We start from the raw sequence: 17319 nt of genomic DNA on the forward strand, positions 1-17319 counted from the left end.
CGGGGGTCGTATAACGATTTCAGTACGCGGCGACGACGTCGTGAACGGCGTCCGTCGGCTCGGGAGCGGCCCTCTCAGACCGACTCGCCGGCGTCCGCCTCCTCGGTGGCCTCGTCCCGCAGTTCCGTGCGCCGGATCTTTCCGGTCACCGTCTTGGGTAACTCCTCGCGGAACTCGATCTCGCGGGGGTACTCGTGGGCGGACAGTTCTTCGCGGACGTGGGTCTTGATGTCCTCCGCGAGGTCCGCGGACGGCTCGGCGGTCTCGCTGGGCACGACGAAGGCCTTGACGATGGTTCCGCGCTTGCGGTCCGGCTTCGGGACGACCGCCGCCTCCGCGACGGCCGTGTGTTCGCCGAGCGAACTCTCGACCTCGAACGGGCCGATCCGGTAGCCCGAGGAGATGATGATGTCGTCGGCCCGTCCCTCGAACCAGAAGTAGCCGTCCTCGTCCTTGTGCGCGAGGTCGCCCGAGAGGTACCAGCCGTCGACGAAACACTCCTCGGTCTTCTCGGGCTTCTCCCAGTAGCCCGCGAAGAAACAGGGGTAGTCCCCCCGCTGGGCGATCTCGCCGGTCTCCCCGGGCTCGAGCGGTTCACCCGTCTCGGGGTCGACGATGTCGGCGGTGACGCCGGGCAGGGGCTTGCCCATGCTGCCGGGCCGGACCTCCATGGCGGGGTAGTTGTTGATGATCATGTTCCCCGTCTCGGTCTGCCCGTAGGTGTCGTGGATCGTCACGCCGAGGGTCTCCTCGCCCCACTCGACGACGCCGGCGGAGAGCGGCTCGCCGATCGAGAGGGCGTGACGAAGGTCGAGGTCGACCCCCTCGAGGACCTCCTCCTTCTCCCGGAGCATCCGGTAGGCGGTCGGCACGCTGAACAGCACGGTGATCGGGTACTCGTCCAGTAGCTCGGCCCACTCCTCGGGGTCGAACTCGCCTTCGTAGGTGAAAAGCGAGGTGCCCCAGAACCACGCGCCGAGGATGTTGATCGGTCCGGTCAGCCAGCCCAGATCGCCCGTCGACCAGTAGAGGTCGTCGTCCCGGAGGTCGGCGGCGAACCGCTGGGTCGCCGCCACGCCCGTCACCCAGCGGTGTTCGTGGAGGACGCCCTTCGCCGGACCGGTCGTCCCGCTCGTGTAGTACAGCAGTGCGTTGTCATCGCCGCTCGTTTGTGCCGTCTCGTAGGTCGGCGCAGCGTCCGCAAGCGCCGCGTCGAACTCGAGGTCGTTGTCCGCGAGGTCCCTGTTCCCGTCCCCGTCGTCGTCCCCGTCCCCGCGGTCGACGACGATCACGTGCTCGACCGACGGCGCGTCCTCGAGCGCCTCGGCGACGGTGTCGCGGTTTCCGCTCGTCGTCACCACGGCCGACGCGTCGCAGTCCGCGAGCCGGTAGGAGATGCCGTCGGGGCCGAACCGCTCGTTGATCCCGCCGAAGACGGCACCCCGCTTGAGCGTCCCGATCAGGGCGACGTAGTGTTCCGGGATTCGGGGCAAGTACGTGAACACGCGTTCGCTGCGCTCGATGCCGAGGTCCTCGAGGACGTTCGCGAACCGGTTCGATCGTTCGGAAAGCGCCTCGAAGGTCAGGGTCCGGGACTCGCCGTCGACGCCGACCTGGCGGAGCGCGACGCGGTCCCCGCCAGCGGCGTGGCGATCACAGACCTCGTGTGCGACGTTGATCGACTCGGGCGCGTCCCAGTCGGCCTCGGCGTAGATATCCTCCCAGTCGAACGATTCGTAGGTCGACTCGTACTCCTCGAGGTTGTATTCGTCCGGCATATGTTCGGCGACAACAATGACCGATATAACTGTTATCCCGCCTCGATCTCGAGGACAGCGGAGGCGGATCAGTTCCGGGAATCGGCGGCGAGAATCGGATCGGGATCGGTCGCGACGCTGTCGAAGAACGGTCGACGGCGAAAACGTGGAAGGCCGCGATGAAGTACCACGGGCGCGGTGGCCCGTGGCTTCGCCGTGGTCTCTGGCACGAGGCCAGCGGAACGACCGATGGCGGATTTAATTCCGCCCGCGCTCGTCTCTGGAGAGACTCGCGTGGAACCAGTAACACCCGAACACACTGGGAGTGCCACCGCAACAGAGGGCGTCTGTTGCAGCCGTGGCGGGTGTATCCGTGGGCGTCCGCCCCTTCACGAGGGCGCGACACAGGCCCGGCGTCGTTCGAAAATCTCCGATTTTCGTGATCACGAAAGACTCCGTCTTTCGGACGACACCGCGTCTTATCCTGAAGTGGGTGCGCGGGTTTTGCGAGGCCGATAACGTGGGTTCCAGCTAACAGTATGGCATCCCGATAGTTAAAAACGGGGACGCAGCCGAGCGGACGTGCTTCACCCCCGCCCGCGGTGTTGACGCAAATCGAAGATTTGCGAAAGCCGAAAACCGCAGGTTTTCGGAAGGGCGGGAAACTCGCGCTGCTTTTTGTTTAGACGACTTCGTCGAAGTCGTGGTGCCCGTGGATGTCGACGCCCTCGTCGGTGATTTCACAGAGGAAGACCCCGTTACCCGATCCCGTGTCGCGCTCGGCGGCGGACTTGATCGAGCGGGCGGCGATCGTCGTCGCCTCGTCGTTCGAGAGGTCGTCCTCGTAGGACTGCTCGAGGTGACCGTAGGCCAGTTGCATCCCGGAACCGGTGACGGTGTAGTCGTCCTCCATGACGCCGCCGGCGGGGTCGATGCTGAAGACGTGGCTGCCCTCGTCGTCGACGCCGCCCAGGATCGGGTGGATGGCGAAGAACGGGCCGCCGCGGGCGAAGTTACCTGCCAGGTTGGCCAGCGCCTCGATGCTCATGTCCTCGCCGCGGCGGGACTCGTAGAGGTTGACCTCGGCGCGCAGCGTCGAGATGAACGACTGGGCACCGCCGACGCTGCCGACGAGCGTCAGGGCACCGGTCGGGTGGATCTGTTCGACCTTCTGGACGTTCTTGTTCGAGACGAATCGGCCGCCGAGGCTGGCGCGCATGTCCGTCGCGATGACGACGCCGTCCTCGGTCGTGATGCCGATGGTCGTCGTTCCCGTCTTGTTGACGTTGTCGAGATCGGCCTGGGTCAGGTCGTTGCGGGGCATCGAGCCGACTTCGGGCTCGTACGGGTTCGAGCTGTCGGCCAGCTGGTCGACCGTCCGAGAGAAGTCCGAGTCGTGTGTGGGCGTACGCATTGCTCGAAGGATACGGCCGGGAAGATATAAAACCCCGGCGGTCACCACCGGCGTTTCCGCTTTCACGGCCGAACCGCAGACGAACACCCCTCGGCGTCGGTGCGTCGACCGCTTTCCCTCACGACATCCGACGACAGGACGGCTAGAGGGGTTATGCGTCGGCTCTCGAGGGGGTCGACCCTCGAGAGCCGGGACGGTTCGGTCGTCGGCCGTCGGCTATCGCTCGTCGCCCGAGACGCGTCGCTTGTCGGTGTCGTGACCGTCGAAAAGCTCGGATCGCGGTATCAGTCCATGGTTACTGGGCGGCTTCGTAGGCGTCCTCGACGTTTCCGAGGACCTGGTGGATCGGCAGCGTTACCCCGGCCTGTCGGGCGGCCACCGCGAGCGGCATCGCCAGGATGCCGACCACGATACACAGCTGGTACAGTGCGAACAGGGTTGCGCGGTACACGCGGGATATCATCAGCGTTCAGCCGTGGCTCAGACGAGGGCAGTATATAAGCTTTCTTGAAACACTGTTTCTATAATGGTTGTTAATGTAAGAACGGGTCGACGCCGTCGTGCGATTCAACTCGAGTTGCGCTAGCAGCAACTCGAGTCGGACCGGAGCCGAAATCCGACTATCCAGGCGGGAATCGACGGGAGGAATTCTCGTAACTTATGAGCATAATCGGACTCACGTGCGCACCTGGCCCGCGGAGACGAGCCCTGTCCCGCCGTCTCGATCGGGGAGCGTTCGCGTCGCCTCGTGACGAGTCCGAACCGCAAAGCAGGAAACCCCCCGGAACGACCACCGTATATGGGCAACTATCTCGTCGCGATGGAAGCTGCATGGCTCGTTCGTGACGTCGAAGAGATCGACGACGCGATCGGCGTCGCCGTCAGCGAGGCCGGGAAACGACTCAACCAGGAGGACATGGACTACGTCGAGGTCGAGGTCGGCGCGACGGGCTGTCCCGCCTGTGGCGAACCGTTCGACTCCGCGTTCATCGCGGCCGACACTGCCCTGGTGGGGCTCGCACTCGAGATGGAGGTGTTCAACGCCGACGGCGAGGAACACGCCTCCCGTATCGCCAAAAGCGAGGTCGGTGGGGCACTGCGTGACGTTCCGCTGACCGTCGTCGAGGTCATCGAATCGCCGGACGAGGACGCGTAACGGCTCGACTGACGGGCGTTCGTCACGCCCTCCAGGGTCGCCGGCGGTCAACGACCCACGGCCCGGACCACTGCGGACGACTTTTGACGATGCCGCCTCGAGTGTCAGGGGATGCTGCGCAAGGAGTTCCTCCGCGTCTCGCGGGCCGGCGGCGGCTACCACCCGGGGTTCGCCGAGCGGTCGGACCGGCCCCTCGCGGCCCGCGTCATCGGCACATTTCAGGGCCACGTCGGGGAACCCCGGGGCGACCTCGAGGACGCGCTGACCGACCTCGAGCGCGAGAGCGACGACTACAAGCTGGTCCGCGGGCTCGCGGCCCTCGTCGAGCGCGAGACGACGTTCGAGACCGACGCGCCGATCGAACCCGAACGCGCGCGGCGCGCGGCGTTCGAGGCCGCGGAGGCCGTCGGCGTCGTCAGCGAGGAGGAACGGGCGATGGCGCTCGTCCGCGCCGGCGAGTCCCTTCCCGTCTCGGCCGACGACCTCGAGCGATCCCTCTACGCCGACCTCGAGGAGCGACAGGTCCTGACCGCGGTCGAGCCGCGCTGGGACCCGGACGGCCTGCTCGCACAGTACAACCTCTCGCTGGCCCAGACCGCGCTGTTCGACGCGACCGAGCTCCGGGTGCGCTCGAGCGATCCGAAGGCGCTGGTGTCGGCGATCAAGCGGCTCCGGCTCATGTACGAGATCCGGCGGGACGACTCGTCGAAGGGAAACGACGCGGCCAGCGACCGCGAACTCGTCGTCACCGGCCCTACGCGGCTCTTCCGCTCGACGCGGCGCTACGGGACGCGGTTCGCGCGGCTCCTGCGAACGGTCGCGAGCGCCGAGGCGTGGCACCTCGAGGCGACGATCGACGACCGCGGCACGGAACGGACGCTTTCGCTCTCCCACGAGGACCCCGTCGACGTCCCCGACGCCGATCCCGTCACCGACGTCAGCTTCGACAGCGGCGTCGAGGCCGACTTCGCGGCCCGGTTCGAGGACCTGGACCTCGACTGGGAACTCGTCCGCGAACCCGAACCGCTCGCGGCCGGAACGCGGGTCATGATCCCCGACTTCGCCTTCGAGTATTCCCACGGGGAGTTTCGCGTCTACTTCGAGATCATGGGGTTCTGGACGCCCGAGTACGTCGAGAAGAAGCTGGGGCAGCTCGAGGACCTCGAGGACGTCGACATGCTCGTGGCCGTCGACGAGTCGCTCGGCGTCGGCGAGGAGATCGCCGCGCGGGACCACCGGGCGATCCCGTACTCGGGGTCGGTGCGGGTCAAGGACGTCGTCGACGCCCTCCGGGAGTACGAGCGGGACCTCGTCGCCGAGAGCGCGGCCCGACTCCCCGAGGAACTGATCCCCGAGGACGACGCCGTCGGCCTCGAGGAACTCGCCGACCGTCACGGCGTGAGCGCGGACGCCCTCGAGGAGGCGGCGTTCCCCGAACACGAGCGGGTCGGCCGGACGCTGGTCCGGCCCGCCGTGCTCGAGGAGGTCGACGCGGAGATCGAACCCGGAACGGACCTCGCGGCCGTCGAGTCGTTGCTCACCGAACGAGGGATCGGCGACTCGAGTGCCGTCCTCTCGCATCTCGGCTACCGGGTCGAGTGGGAGGGGCTCGGCGGCGGCACGGTCCGCGAGCGGTGAGTGCGGGCGATTCCGTCTACTGGGGCCGATGTCTTCGCCTGCCTGTCGAACGCTTAGGGCCGCCCGCGATGTACGGTGCCCGATGCTCGAGCTCTACCAGGCCGAGGGCTGCCCGCACAGCACCGAGGTGCGCGAGAAACTCACCGAACTCGGCGTCTCCTACGTCGTCCACAACCCGCGACTGACGGGGGACGAGGGCGGGGACGTGCTCAACGGGCAGGCCCACGCCGAACTGACTGCGATCGGCGGCGAGGACTCGATCCCGTTCCTCGTCGATACCGCCCGCGAGGAAACGCGCTACGAGAGCGAGGCGATCGTCGACTACCTCGAGGACCACTACGCGTAGCGGTTCAGCAGTAGGGCGGGTGCTCGGACGTTATCCCGCTCGAGCGCGTACGGCCACTATGGACGCATCCACGCCCGGCATCCACCACGTTACGGCCGTCGCGAGCGATCCCCAGCGGATACACGACTTCTACGCCGAAACCCTCGGCCTGCGGCTCGTCAAGCGAAGCGTCAACCAGGACGACACGGACGTCTATCACCTCTTCTACGCCGACCACGAGGGCCGGCCCGGAACGAGCATGACCCTCTTCCCCTATCCCGAGGCGGGCTCCGGCCGGGTCGGGACGGGACAGGTCGCGGCCGTCTCGTTTCTCGTCCCTGCGGGGTCGCTCGAGTACTGGCGCGAGCGCCTCGAGGAGGCCGGCGCGGAGCCCGGGGAGGTCGTCGACCGGTTCGGGGACGACGTCCTCCCGTTCAGCGATCCGGACGGCCTCCCGCTGGAACTGGTCGCCCGTCCCGACGCCCCCGAACCGAATCTGCCGGAGAGCCCCGTCGCGCACGCCCACGCGATCCGGGGTTTCTTCGGCGTGACGCTGTCGCTGACCGGCACCGAACCGACGGCGGACCTGCTCACGGGAATGGGCTACCGGCAGACTGACCGTTCGGCGGACGGGACCCGACTGCGCTACGAGGCCAACGGCGACCTGGGGTACGTCGTCGACGTCCTGGCGAAGCCACAGGCTCCCCGGGGCCTCCCGGGAGCGGGCACCGTCCACCACGTCGCCTACCGGATCGACCGCGAGGACCAGGGGGCGTGGCGGGAGTTCCTGATCGACCGCGGACTGCGTCCGACGGAGGTCATCGACCGGAAGTGGTTCGAGTCGATCTACGTCCGCGAGTACGAGAACGTCCTCTTCGAGTTCGCGACCGAAGAACCGGGCTACACCGTCGACGAGGACCTCGAGGCCCTCGGCGAACGTCTGGTCCTCCCGGAGTGGCTCGAGGACCGGCGGGCGGGGATCGAGGCGTCGCTGCCGGCGCTGTCGACGTAGTCGGCTAGAGGTCTCGCTGGCGCCCCTTCGGCACCATCGACCGCAACTCCCCGTGGACGTACAGGCCGATCCCGAGCGGCTCGAGGGCGTCCCGGTCGACGGGTTCACCGTCGCCACTCCGTTCGTCCTCCGCCCCGACTTCGACCCCGACCTCGTGGGCCGCGATCAGGTACCCCCAGTCGCCGTCCCACTCGAGTTCCTGGTCCTCGCCGGCGGCGAACCGCCGGGCGCGCTCGCGGTCGAGTTCGATCACGCACGCCTCGGCGTGGCGGCCGAACCGCTGGGCGAAGTCCGTGGTCGGCTTCCAGTGTTCCTGGCGGGTCCGCAGGCAGGTCATCCCCATCGCCTCGATCTCGACCGGCGTCGGTGCCTCGCCGCCGTAGATCCAGATCTTGCCCGCGCCCTTCTCCCAGAACGTGTGCCCGTCGAAGGTCTCCGGCGGGATCGCGAACCGGTCCGCGAAGTACTCGAGGACCTCCTCGCGGCTGACCCGGCCCTCGACGGTGCGATCGGCGGGCGTTTCGGGGAGTCGATCGAACCGCTGGCCGTCGTTTTTCTCGAGTTCGTCGGGTCCGTCGCTCATGCTGTCACCTCCAGTTTCGCCACGAAGAACCCGCCCGTGTCGTTGTGGTGCGGGTAGATCCTGGCCGCCCGCTCGAGGCTCTCGTCGAACTCCTGGCCGTCCCACTCGGTGAGTCCGGGCGCGTGCTCGAGACCGAGGTCGAACTCGAGGACGCGACAGTCCTCCTCCTCGAGGACGTGCTGGACGACCGCCTCGTTCTCCTCGGGGGCGAAGGTACACGTCGAGTAGACGACGGTGCCGCCCGCCGTCGTGGCCTGGACGGCCCGTCGGAGGATGCCCTTCTGGATGCCCGAGACGGAGGCGATGTGGTCCTCCGACCAGTTCTCGAGGGCGTCGGGGTTCTTCCGGATCGTCCCCTCGCAGGAACAGGGCGCATCGACCAGCGCGCGGTCGAACTCGTCGAACGAGAACGGCGAGAGCGAGTAGTTGCGCGCGTCGGCGTTGGTCACGGCGAGGTTCGTCGCTCCCAGCCGTTCGGCGTTAAATCGGAGCGCCGAAATCCGTCCCAGGTTGCTGTCGTTGGCGACCACGGTCCCCTCGTCGTCCATCAGCGCCGCGATCTGGGTCGCCTTCCCGCCAGGGGCGGCGCAGGCGTCCCAGACGCGCTCGCCGGGTTGGGGATCGAGGACGACCGGCGGGACGGCCGAGACTTCCTCCTGGCCGTGGGTGAAGCCGTGGAACGAGGCCCAGGTTGCCCCCGGCGAATCCGTCTCGAGGCGCAACACCCGCGGGTTCCAGTCGGCCTGATCGAACTCGACGCCGTCCTCCTCGAGGGTGGCGGTCGCTCGCTCGACCGAGGTCTTGATGGTATTGACGCGGACGGCGGTTCCAAGCGGCCGCCGACAGGCCGCCAGAAACGCCTCGAAGTCGTCGACGATCGGTCGATACCGCTCGAGTGGCTCCATCGGGTGGCGGTTCGCGGGGACGGCGCTTGTGGGTTTCGAAGGCTCGCGCCGCGGCGTCGGCCGCGAAACGGGACCGACTCGAGGATTGCCGGGACTCCGTATCGGTTGTCGGCGACGGAACGACGGCGTATTGCCCTCCAGCATCGATTTCGTCGTCCGATCGCCATCAAAAACACTTCCAACGAATTTTTTATTCCTCGTTTCGTTCCGGCCGACGAGAAATGACTACGGAGACGGACGCTCGAGACGTCGTGGTCGTCGGCGGCGGAACCGCCGGCTGTTTCGCGGCGGCGACCGCGGCCCGTGACGGACTCGACGTCGTCCTCCTCGAGCGGAAAACCGAGGCGGAAGCCGGCCACATCGCCTGCGGGGACGGTATCAAGGGAAAGAGTACCTTCCCGGACGTGATCGACCGCGAACGACTCAAGGAGGAGTCGTTCACGAACCGCTCGATCACCCGCGGCATCTTCGAGAACCCGCAGACGGGCGAGACCCTCGAGATCCCCTTCGGCGAGTCAGGGGCCGTCGTCGACCGATGGCAGTACGGCCGGGTTCTGCTCGACGAGACCGAGCGCGCCGGCGCGGAGATCCACTACGAGACCGTGGTCAACGACGTGATCCAGCCCGACGAGCGCGTCGAGGGCGTCGTCGCCGTCCGTGACGGCGACCCGATCGAGTACGAGGCCGAGGTCGTCGTCGACGCCGCGGGCGCGCTGTCGGTGCTGCAGGATCGGGCCGACCTGACGGGTTCGACGTTCGATACTAACATCGACTACTCGCAGTTCTGTTCGGCCTACCGGGAGGTACTCGAGGTGCCAGAGCCAGTCGACTGGTCGGACGCGCTCGTGTTCAAGCCGACCGAAGAGCTCGGATACCTGTGGTATTTCCCGCGCTCGGCGACGGAGATCAACGCCGGGCTGGGGTTCCAGATGAGCGAGGAGCCGATGCACCTCGTCGACGCGCTGCGGGCGGACCTGACGAACCGCGCGGAGTTTGCCGACGCGACGGTGACGGACAAACTCGGCGCGGCACTGCCGACGCGCCGTCCCCTCGACTCTGCCGTCCATCCCGGATTCGTCGCGGTCGGCGACGCCGCAGCCCACGTCAACCCCTGTACCGGCGGCGGCATCCCGGGCGCGGCGGAGGCCGGCCACTGGGCCGCCGAGGTCGCCGCGGAAGCCATCGCCGACGGCGACGTGAGCGAGGCCGCCCTGTGGCCGTACAACGAGCGCGTCCAGACCGGCTTCGGGAAACGGTTCGCCGCGATGGACTGTTACAACATCTTCGGGACCGCCCACGACCTCGAGGAACTGGTCTCCGTCGTCACCGCCATCCCCGGCCAGCAACTGATCGACGCGATCGGCAAAACCGGGACCGCCGAGATGGACCTGGGGCTCAAACTCAAGACCCTGCTCCGGACGGTCGGCCACTGGGACGTGATCTACGAACTGTACAGGGTCCAGCGGACCGCCACCTCGCTCAAGGACGTCTACGACAGCTACCCCTCGAGTCCCGACGGGTTCGACGCCTGGCAGGCGGAACGCGATTCCGTGATGGATCGCCTCTACGAGATCACGGACGCGGCGCCGAAGTACTGACGGCGCGCGGCGTTTCGGCCGCGGTAAAATATCAGGGACGCTTATACCCCACGGGACCGACGGGCCGATACCGTGTCACACGAGAGGCCCCTCACGGCGCTGTCAGCGACCGAACTCGCCGACCGGATCCGACGACGCGAGATCACTGCAACCGAGGCCGTCGACGCCCACCTCGAGCGCATCCGCGAACGCGACGCCGAGATCAACGCGTTCGTGACTGTCACCGGGGAGCGGGCGCTCGAGGCCGCCGCGGCGGCCGATCGGGTCCTCGAACGTGGCGAGGCACGAAGGGCCTCGGGGCCTCGAGCGGGGAGCGAAGCGACCCGTGAGACCGGCGAGGCCGTCGGCCCGCTGCACGGCGTGCCCATCGCGCTGAAGGACCTCGGCGGGCTGAAAGAGGGAGTTCGGCACACGTTCGGTTCGGCGCTGTTCGCCGACCACGTCGCGGACCGGACGGCGACGATCGTCGAGCGACTCGAGGACGCGGGCGCGATCGTCCTCGGGAAGACGAACACGCCGGCGTTCGGCCACAAGGGAACGACCGTCAACGACGTCGTCGGTCCGACGGCGTCGCCGATCGACACCGACCTGAACGCCGGGGGCTCCTCGGGCGGGTCGGCCGCGGCCGTCGCGGCCGGGATGGTCCCGATCGCGACCGGCAGCGACGCCGGCGGCTCGATCCGCATCCCGGCCGCCTGCTGTGGCGTCTACGGCCTGAAGCCCACGTTCGGGCTGGTCCCCGACGACGGCCGGCCGAGCGCGTTCGGGCGGTCGACCCACAACGTCACGAAGGGGTCCCTGACCAGAAGCGTCGAGGACGCCGCGCTGGCGCTGTCGATGATGGCCGGTCCCGACCCCGCCGATCCGCGAAGCGTCCCCGTCGACGTCGATCCGTTCGCCGCCCTCGAGCGCCCGGCGTCGGAGCTCCGGATCGCCTACAGCCCCGACCTCGAGGCGTTCCCCGTCGAGGACGACGTCCGGGCCGTCGTCGAGGACGCTCTCGGGGCGTTCGAGGCCGCGGGCGCGACGGTCGAGGAGGTGCGGGTCGATCACGGTTACTCGATGGGCGAGTTGGGGGAGGCCGTCGAGCCGACGTTCACGACCGCGATGCTTCGAGCAGCGACGATGCTCGAGGAGTCCGCCGGGATCGACCTCCGGGAGCACGAGGACGAGGTGCCGGACAGCCTCCTCGAGATGATCCGGACCGGCGAGGGGTACGGTCCCGCCGACCTCGCGCGGACCGAACCCGTCAGGACGGACGTCTTCGACGCCGTCCAGGACGTGCTCGGGGAGTACGACGTCCTCGTGACGCCGACGCTCTCGCGGGTCGGCGTCGGCCTCCGCGAGGACCCCGGCGTCGACGCCTGGGACTGGTCGCTCGCGTGGCCGTTCAACTGGACCGGCCACCCGGCCGCCTCCGCACCCGCCGGCCTGACGGAGCGGGGCCACCCCGTCGGCATCCAGCTCGTCGGTCGCCGGTTCGAGGACGGAACGGTGCTCGCGGCGAGTGCCGCCCTCGAGCGGGAACGACCGTGGGACCGGCTGTACGGATTCGAGGGCCGAGCCGGGGAGGGCGGCGACGAACGGGAGTAATCCCGAAATACCGTCTCGCTGTCCGCAACCCAAACCCACTTTCCTCCCCTCTCCCTTCGTTCGAACATGACCAACTCCGCCGACGAGATTTCGCTGGAGAACTGTCCGACCGCAAGCGGCGTCCCGATGCTCGGACTCGGCACCTGGCAGAACACCGATGCCGAAGCGTGCACTGAGAGCGTCCGCACGGCCCTCGAGATGGGGTATCGCCACATCGACACCGCCCAGGCCTACGACAACGAGGAGGCCGTCGGCGAGGGGATCGCACGCGCCGACGTCGACCGCGAGGACGTCTTCCTCGCGACGAAGATCTGGATCGACAACCTCTCGGGCGAAGACGTCCTCGAGACCGCCCGCGAGAGCCTCGACCGACTCGGCGTCGACTACGTCGACCTGCTGTACGTCCACTGGCCCGCGCGGGAGTACGACCCCGAGGAGACCCTCGCGGCCTTCGATCAGCTGTACGACGAGGGGCTGATCGAGAACGTCGGCGTGAGCAACTTCCTGCCCGAGCAACTCGAGGAGGCCGCCGAGATTCTCGACGCGCCGATCCTGGCCAACCAGGTCGAGTTGCACCCGCTGCTTCCCCAGGAGGAGCTCCGGGAAGCGTGTGCGGCACACGACGTCGAGGTCGTCGCCTACTCGCCGCTGGCCCGCGGCGAGGTGTTCGACCGGCCCGAAATCGGGGAGGTCGCCGAGAAACACGGCGTCAGCGAGGCCCAGGTGAGCCTGGCCTGGCTGCGCGAGAAGGGCGTTATCGCGATCCCGAAGGCGACCGGGGAAGCCCACATCCGCGACAACTGGGAGTCACTCGCCCTCGAACTCGACGAGGAGGACGTCGAGACGATCGACGCTATCGACGCGCGAGAGCGACAGGTCGATCCCGACTTCGGCCCCTGGAACTGACGGACGACGGCGGGAGCGGATAATATCGTCTTACCGTCGGTTGAGTAACCTGTAGGCGACGCTGAAAAAGAAGGAAAGTTTACGGTACGCCGGTATTTTAGGTTGGGTATGTCCACCCGCACGCGGAGCCGTGGCGGTGGTGGGATAGTCGGTGCGGTTAAGACCGACTTACGGCGGTTACACGGGGCCTGGATGGAACTCGTCTTTCCCAGGCAGCGTGGCCGCGGCCACTCCGTCATGGGCAGATGGGAACCGGAAACGCTGCCACAGAAGATCGCCTACTACGCCTGGAGCGCGCTCGGCACGATCGGTCTCCTCGTTCTGTATCCGCTGACGGTCGTCGGCCTCGCCACCCGCTACTACGCGGCGAAACTCGACTCGACCCGAACCCGCCTGGGTATCGTCGGCGTGACCGTGGTCGCGCTGGTCGGCTGGGGGCTGCTGACGCTCGCCTGGGGCGTGATGTCCTACATGGAACAGATCGACATCCCGATCGCGTCGGTGGTCGCCGTCGCGGCGGCAAGCGGCGTTGCAGTCGTCTCGACTGCACTCGCCGCGGCCTGTGCGAAGTTCGGCGGCCGGTGGCTCACCGTCCTCCTTGCCTATCCCTTCGCGATGACCTCGCTGTTCCTGCCGCCGGTCGTCGCCGCCCTGGTGACGCCGGCCCTGGAACCGCACGTCCTCGAGCCAAGCTACGCCTTCGCCGTCTGGCTGCTCGAGAACCCGCTGTCGATCGGCGGGATCAACGAGTTCCTCTGGGCGAACTTCGAACTCGAGGGCGCAGCCTACGCGGGGATGTGGGTCGGCATCTCGTTCCCGCTGGGTTGGTTCCTCGGAATCGTCGTCGCGCTGGCGAACCTGGTTCGTCCCTCCGAGTAGGACACGCCGACGAACCGGCCCCCGGTTTCGGGAAACATAAGGGAAGCTACTCCTAACCTTGCGTATGGACTTCGACCTGAAGACCACCGCAGGCGTCTTTGTCGCGATCGTTGCGCTCGGCACCCTCGGTCTGATCGGGGCACCGATGATGACCACCGAAACCATCCTGATGATGGTCACGCCGTCGATGGCCGTCTTCGGCCTCGTCATGCTCGCACTCGGTGTCAAACACGGCGAGTACCGCGCAACGAACTGAGAAAGCCGGTAGAATCGACCCCTGACCGTCCTCGAGCGCGTGAACTGCGTGTTCGAGTCCGAGACGCCGATCGACTACGCTTCTCGATCGCCGCTCGAGTTCGAGAGTTTCCGAACGTTCTCCGCGAGTTCCTCGACCGCAGCCTCCTGTTGTTCCGTCTCGTCGACGATCTCCTGGGTCGTTTCCCGCACGGCGTCCGAACTCGAGCGGAGGTCCTCGACGGTGGCCGCGACCTCCTCGACGGTCGTCGCCTGGTCGTCGTTGGCGTCGGCGACCTCCTCGATGCCGGTCGCGGCGGACTCGGCCTGTCTGGAGATTTCCCGGAACGACTCGAGGGCGTTCTCGATCTCGGCGTCGACGTCCTCGATCCGCTCGCGGGCGGTTTCGACCCCGTCGACCGTCTCGTCGGCCTGTTCGCGGACGAGCTGGATCTGGTCTGCGATCTCCTCGGTGTAATCTTGGGTCTCCGTGGCGAGGTTCTTCACCTCGTTGGCCACGACGGCGAAGCTCGCGCCCGTCTCGTCGGCCTTGGCCGCCTCGATGTTGGCGTTGATCGCCAGCAGGTTGGTCTGGTCGGCGATGTCGTCGATCAGTTCGACGACGGCGTCGATCTCCTCCATGTACTCGTCGAGTTGCTCGACGGTCTCGAACAGGTCCTCGCTGGTTTCGACCAGTTCGTCGGTCACCTCGCGGGCATCCTCGCCGGCCTCGACGCCGCTGTCGGCCTCCTCGAGTGCGTCCTCGGCCGCCTCGACGACCCCGTCGGAGGAGGCGGCGACCTCCTCCATCGTCGCCGAGAAGTCGCTGATCTCGTCTGCGACCGCCTCCAGGGAGTCGTTCTGGTCGGCGACCTGCTCGTCGATGCGGTACGCCGACTCGGCGGCGCGCTCGATCGACCCCTCGAGATCCCGCGTGCGGTCGTCGACGCGTTCGACCAGTGACTGGAAGTTTTCGGCCATCTCATTGACGTCGTCAGTCAGCTCCAGCAGCGCCGGATTGACGACGTCGTGCTCGTCCTCGAAGGTCGCGCGGGCCGAGAGGTCGCCCTCGCCGATCCGTCCGAGCGTGTCGGTCACCTCGCCGATCAGTTCCGTGACGGCCCGCTCGTGGAGGATCTCCTCGCTGCGGTCCTCGACGAGTTCCAGGACGGCCTCGAGGTCGCCGTCCTCGTCGAACAGCGCCATTGCGAGAAACGAGATGTGCGTCTCCCGGCCCTGCTTGTCCTTGGTGACGCTCGTGTCCTCGTAGACGATCCGGTCGGCGTAGCCGTACTCCTCGTCGACGCGCTCGACGTCCCAGTGGTCTTCCGCGTCGCGCGGGTTCTCGGCCACCTTGTCGACGAGGCTCCGGTGGCGACGGCCGTCGGTGTACGTGGCCGCAGCGATGGTCTCCCGGTTGTCCTCCCCGAGAAACTCCCGGTGGCCCTCGTCCAGCCCGAGCAGGCGATTGAGGGGGTCGTTGTACGCCAGTACGGTGTGATCGTCGGCGATGAGAAACGCCGGGTAGGGGATCGCCTCGAAGACGTCCGCGAGCGGAACCTCGCTTTCGACGCCCTCGTCGGCGAACGCGTCGGCCGCCACCTGCAGATCGACCAGCGTCGCCCGGAGCCCGGCACGGAGCGCCTCGCGTGCCTCCGACGGCGAGGCGCCCGCCTCGAGCGCGTCGAACGCCTCGTCGACGAGGTCGTCGACGACCGCCCCGTAGCTGGCGACGAATTCCGAGGGCGAGGCCCCCTGACTCGCCTGCGCCCCGACGACGTCGGCGACCTGCCGTTCGCGATCGGCCCCCGCCTCGGACTCGAGCACCGACGAGAGGAGCGCGGCCTGGTCGGCGGCCGCGTCCGCCCCGATCGAACTCGAGTACGCCGACTCGACGTCGTCGGTTCCGATCTCGAGTTCCGGTTCTCCATCCGGCGCGACTGCATCGAACTGCCGCTTTGCATCCCCGCCGTACCCTACTGCTCGCCTCGCGCTATCGATCCGCGTGTCGGCGATTCGTTCAGCCATACCAGGGAATCACACGGATCGATATTATAGCCGCAGGCCGACATGTAAACCCGTTCGGGCGCGTCGCTTCGGCCCCGTTACCTCTCTCGCCTCGCGGGGCCGCCACAACGGGGAAGAAACGGGCAATGCTGAGTGCCCCGACCGGGAGAATAGAACTGAACTGAACTGAACTGGCTGGACTGGTCGAAACCGCCCGCGTTTCGGTTACCTCACATGTAGCCGAGGTCGCGCAGTCGCTCCATGAGGTCCTCCTTGTCCTGGGCGCGACCCGCACGCTCGGTCGTCCCCTCGAGGTCCTGGAGCCAGGCGGGGTCCTCGTCGCTTTTCTCCGTACTGACTTCGCTGCCGAGCGAGCGGAAGCCGGCGAAGTACTTCGGCGAGATCGGGATATCCTCCTGGGTGACGCCCTCGGGGAGGTCGTCGTCGGCCTCCGGGACGTAGCCCTCCTCGGGGAACTCGTCGACGGTGTCCGGGACGACGAAGTTCCAGAAGGCGTCCCAGACGGCGGCCTCGTCGAACTGGAGGATGGGCTGAACCCGGTCGTGGGGCGGGTAGATGTCGGGATCGTGGCGCGGCGAGAAGAACGTCTCGTCGGCGCGGGCCTCCTGTTCGTCCCACCGAACGCCCGAGATGACGCCGTCGATGTCGTACTCCTCTAAGGCGTCGTTGAGCGCGACCGTCTTCAGCAGGTGGTTGCCGACGTAGGTGTCGAGCAGGAACGGGAACGTGTCCTCCTCGTACTCGAGGATCTCGCGGACGTGGTGGCGGTTGTGATCGGATAGCTCCGAGATGTCGATCTCGTCGCCGGGCTCGAGGCCGTGTTCGTCGACGTATCCGCCGACGTCCTCGTTGCGCGCGTAGATGACCTCGAGGTCCCACTCGTCGGCCCAGTGGTCGACGAAGTCGTGGATCCCGTCGAAGTGCTGGTAGTGGTCGATGAAGACCGCCGGGGGAACCTCGAGGTCGAACCGGTCCGCGACCTCCTTGATGAAGTACAGCGTGAGCGTCGAATCCTTGCCACCGGTCCACATGACCGCGGGGTTCTCGTACTCCTCCAGTCCCTCCCTGGTGACCTCGATGGCCTTCTCGATCTTGTCCTGGATATGCGGATAGTCCTCCGGGTCTTCGCCGTCGCCCTCGTCGTAGTCGACGTCGACGTACTCGGGGAAGTTCTCTGACATCGTGTAATTAGATATAATTACCACGGTAAAACCCTTTTGGGGACCGGAAACCTCTGTCGGAAGCCTGGGACGGGAGAGCCGCCGGTACGGGCACGATTTTCCGCCGACCC

Annotated in this window: 16 protein-coding genes; 9 read left to right on the forward strand and 7 right to left on the reverse strand. The window is 67.3% G+C overall.

Features of this window, described 5'->3' with window-relative positions; genetic code table 11:
* Positions 1-74: 74 nt before the first annotated feature.
* The 3 genes from BM113_RS07840 to BM113_RS22270 all read right to left on the reverse strand — a co-directional run bounded on the left by BM113_RS07840 (position 75) and on the right by BM113_RS22270 (position 3634).
* Positions 75-1778, reverse strand: a complete 1704-nt coding sequence (locus BM113_RS07840) for an acetate--CoA ligase (protein ID WP_089786836.1) — start codon at positions 1776-1778, stop codon at positions 75-77.
* Positions 1779-2439: 661 nt separating this feature from the next.
* Positions 2440-3171, reverse strand: coding sequence for an archaeal proteasome endopeptidase complex subunit beta (gene psmB, locus BM113_RS07845; RefSeq protein WP_089786837.1), 732 nt, complete (start codon positions 3169-3171; stop codon positions 2440-2442).
* A 295-nt stretch (positions 3172-3466) separates the two neighbouring features.
* Positions 3467-3634 carry a hypothetical protein gene (locus tag BM113_RS22270; RefSeq protein ID WP_177209130.1) on the reverse strand — a complete coding sequence of 56 codons (168 nt, stop codon included), beginning with the start codon at positions 3632-3634 and terminating at the stop codon, positions 3467-3469.
* Between the two features lie 336 nt (positions 3635-3970).
* On the opposite strand from BM113_RS22270, the gene BM113_RS07850 reads away from it, so the two are divergent.
* From BM113_RS07850 to BM113_RS07865, 4 genes are all read left to right on the forward strand, one after another.
* Complete coding sequence (locus BM113_RS07850) at positions 3971-4327, forward strand: DUF555 domain-containing protein (RefSeq protein ID WP_007142818.1); 357 nt, start codon at positions 3971-3973, stop codon at positions 4325-4327.
* A gap of 111 nt (positions 4328-4438) precedes the next feature.
* A complete protein-coding gene (locus BM113_RS07855) occupies positions 4439-5965 on the forward strand; it encodes a DUF790 family protein (protein WP_089786839.1) in 1527 nt (508 codons plus the stop codon).
* A gap of 82 nt (positions 5966-6047) precedes the next feature.
* A complete protein-coding gene (locus tag BM113_RS07860) occupies positions 6048-6311 on the forward strand; it encodes a glutathione S-transferase N-terminal domain-containing protein (protein WP_089786841.1) in 264 nt (87 codons plus the stop codon).
* Between the two features lie 58 nt (positions 6312-6369).
* Entirely contained in the window at positions 6370-7302 is a 933-nt protein-coding gene (locus tag BM113_RS07865; RefSeq protein WP_089786843.1) for a VOC family protein, read from the forward strand.
* Between the two features lie 4 nt (positions 7303-7306).
* On the opposite strand, the gene BM113_RS07870 is transcribed toward BM113_RS07865, so the two are convergent.
* Together BM113_RS07870 and BM113_RS07875 are read right to left on the reverse strand one after the other, a co-directional pair.
* Positions 7307-7885, reverse strand: coding sequence for a DUF7122 family protein (locus BM113_RS07870; protein WP_089786845.1), 579 nt, complete (start codon positions 7883-7885; stop codon positions 7307-7309).
* The gene (locus BM113_RS07875; protein ID WP_089786847.1) at positions 7882-8790 is read right to left on the reverse strand and encodes an RsmB/NOP family class I SAM-dependent RNA methyltransferase; all 909 of its coding nucleotides are present in this window, start codon (positions 8788-8790) and stop codon (positions 7882-7884) included. Before BM113_RS07875 ends, BM113_RS07870 begins: the two co-directional genes overlap by 4 nt.
* A gap of 221 nt (positions 8791-9011) precedes the next feature.
* Between BM113_RS07875 and BM113_RS07880 the strand changes: the two genes are divergently transcribed.
* From BM113_RS07880 to BM113_RS07900, 5 genes are all read left to right on the forward strand, one after another.
* Positions 9012-10388 (forward strand): geranylgeranyl reductase family protein, encoded by a 1377-nt coding sequence (locus tag BM113_RS07880; RefSeq protein WP_089786849.1) that lies wholly within the window; start codon positions 9012-9014, stop codon positions 10386-10388.
* A 72-nt stretch (positions 10389-10460) separates the two neighbouring features.
* Positions 10461-11981 carry an amidase gene (locus BM113_RS07885; protein ID WP_089786850.1) on the forward strand — a complete coding sequence of 507 codons (1521 nt, stop codon included), beginning with the start codon at positions 10461-10463 and terminating at the stop codon, positions 11979-11981.
* 66 nt (positions 11982-12047) lie between these two features.
* A complete protein-coding gene (locus tag BM113_RS07890) occupies positions 12048-12887 on the forward strand; it encodes an aldo/keto reductase (protein ID WP_089786852.1) in 840 nt (279 codons plus the stop codon).
* A 108-nt stretch (positions 12888-12995) separates the two neighbouring features.
* Positions 12996-13766 (forward strand): hypothetical protein, encoded by a 771-nt coding sequence (locus tag BM113_RS07895; RefSeq protein WP_089786853.1) that lies wholly within the window; start codon positions 12996-12998, stop codon positions 13764-13766.
* A 64-nt stretch (positions 13767-13830) separates the two neighbouring features.
* The gene (locus tag BM113_RS07900; protein WP_089786855.1) at positions 13831-14022 is read left to right on the forward strand and encodes a DUF7333 family protein; all 192 of its coding nucleotides are present in this window, start codon (positions 13831-13833) and stop codon (positions 14020-14022) included.
* A gap of 74 nt (positions 14023-14096) precedes the next feature.
* Here the strand turns inward: BM113_RS07900 and BM113_RS07905 are convergent, their stop codons facing one another.
* Both BM113_RS07905 and BM113_RS07910 read right to left on the reverse strand, forming a co-directional pair.
* Positions 14097-16028 carry a methyl-accepting chemotaxis protein gene (locus tag BM113_RS07905; RefSeq protein ID WP_089786857.1) on the reverse strand — a complete coding sequence of 644 codons (1932 nt, stop codon included), beginning with the start codon at positions 16026-16028 and terminating at the stop codon, positions 14097-14099.
* Positions 16029-16237: 209 nt separating this feature from the next.
* Positions 16238-17209, reverse strand: coding sequence for a phosphoadenosine phosphosulfate reductase family protein (locus BM113_RS07910; protein WP_089786858.1), 972 nt, complete (start codon positions 17207-17209; stop codon positions 16238-16240).
* Between the last annotated feature and the right edge of the window lie 110 nt (positions 17210-17319).

The sequence above is a fragment of the Natronobacterium haloterrestre genome (assembly GCF_900112205.1).
In the GTDB taxonomy this organism is placed as follows: Archaea; Halobacteriota; Halobacteria; order Halobacteriales; family Natrialbaceae; genus Natronobacterium; species Natronobacterium haloterrestre.

Bases quoted from the DNA above. Each gene is read 5' to 3' on its own strand.
- BM113_RS07890 (WP_089786852.1), top strand. From the start codon at position 12,048: ATGACCAACTCCGCCGACGAGATTTCGCTGGAGAACTGTCCGACCGCA.
- BM113_RS07865 (WP_089786843.1), top strand. From the start codon at position 6,370: ATGGACGCATCCACGCCCGGCATCCACCACGTTACGGCCGTCGCGAGC.
- BM113_RS07895 (WP_089786853.1), top strand. From the start codon at position 12,996: ATGTCCACCCGCACGCGGAGCCGTGGCGGTGGTGGGATAGTCGGTGCG.
- BM113_RS22270 (WP_177209130.1), bottom strand. From the start codon at position 3,634: ATGATATCCCGCGTGTACCGCGCAACCCTGTTCGCACTGTACCAGCTG.
- BM113_RS07900 (WP_089786855.1), top strand. From the start codon at position 13,831: ATGGACTTCGACCTGAAGACCACCGCAGGCGTCTTTGTCGCGATCGTT.
- BM113_RS07840 (WP_089786836.1), bottom strand. From the start codon at position 1,778: ATGCCGGACGAATACAACCTCGAGGAGTACGAGTCGACCTACGAATCG.
- BM113_RS07850 (WP_007142818.1), top strand. From the start codon at position 3,971: ATGGGCAACTATCTCGTCGCGATGGAAGCTGCATGGCTCGTTCGTGAC.
- BM113_RS07910 (WP_089786858.1), bottom strand. From the start codon at position 17,209: ATGTCAGAGAACTTCCCCGAGTACGTCGACGTCGACTACGACGAGGGC.
- BM113_RS07905 (WP_089786857.1), bottom strand. From the start codon at position 16,028: ATGGCTGAACGAATCGCCGACACGCGGATCGATAGCGCGAGGCGAGCA.
- BM113_RS07855 (WP_089786839.1), top strand. From the start codon at position 4,439: ATGCTGCGCAAGGAGTTCCTCCGCGTCTCGCGGGCCGGCGGCGGCTAC.
- BM113_RS07870 (WP_089786845.1), bottom strand. From the start codon at position 7,885: ATGAGCGACGGACCCGACGAACTCGAGAAAAACGACGGCCAGCGGTTC.
- BM113_RS07875 (WP_089786847.1), bottom strand. From the start codon at position 8,790: ATGGAGCCACTCGAGCGGTATCGACCGATCGTCGACGACTTCGAGGCG.
- BM113_RS07880 (WP_089786849.1), top strand. From the start codon at position 9,012: ATGACTACGGAGACGGACGCTCGAGACGTCGTGGTCGTCGGCGGCGGA.
- BM113_RS07860 (WP_089786841.1), top strand. From the start codon at position 6,048: ATGCTCGAGCTCTACCAGGCCGAGGGCTGCCCGCACAGCACCGAGGTG.
- psmB (WP_089786837.1), bottom strand. From the start codon at position 3,171: ATGCGTACGCCCACACACGACTCGGACTTCTCTCGGACGGTCGACCAG.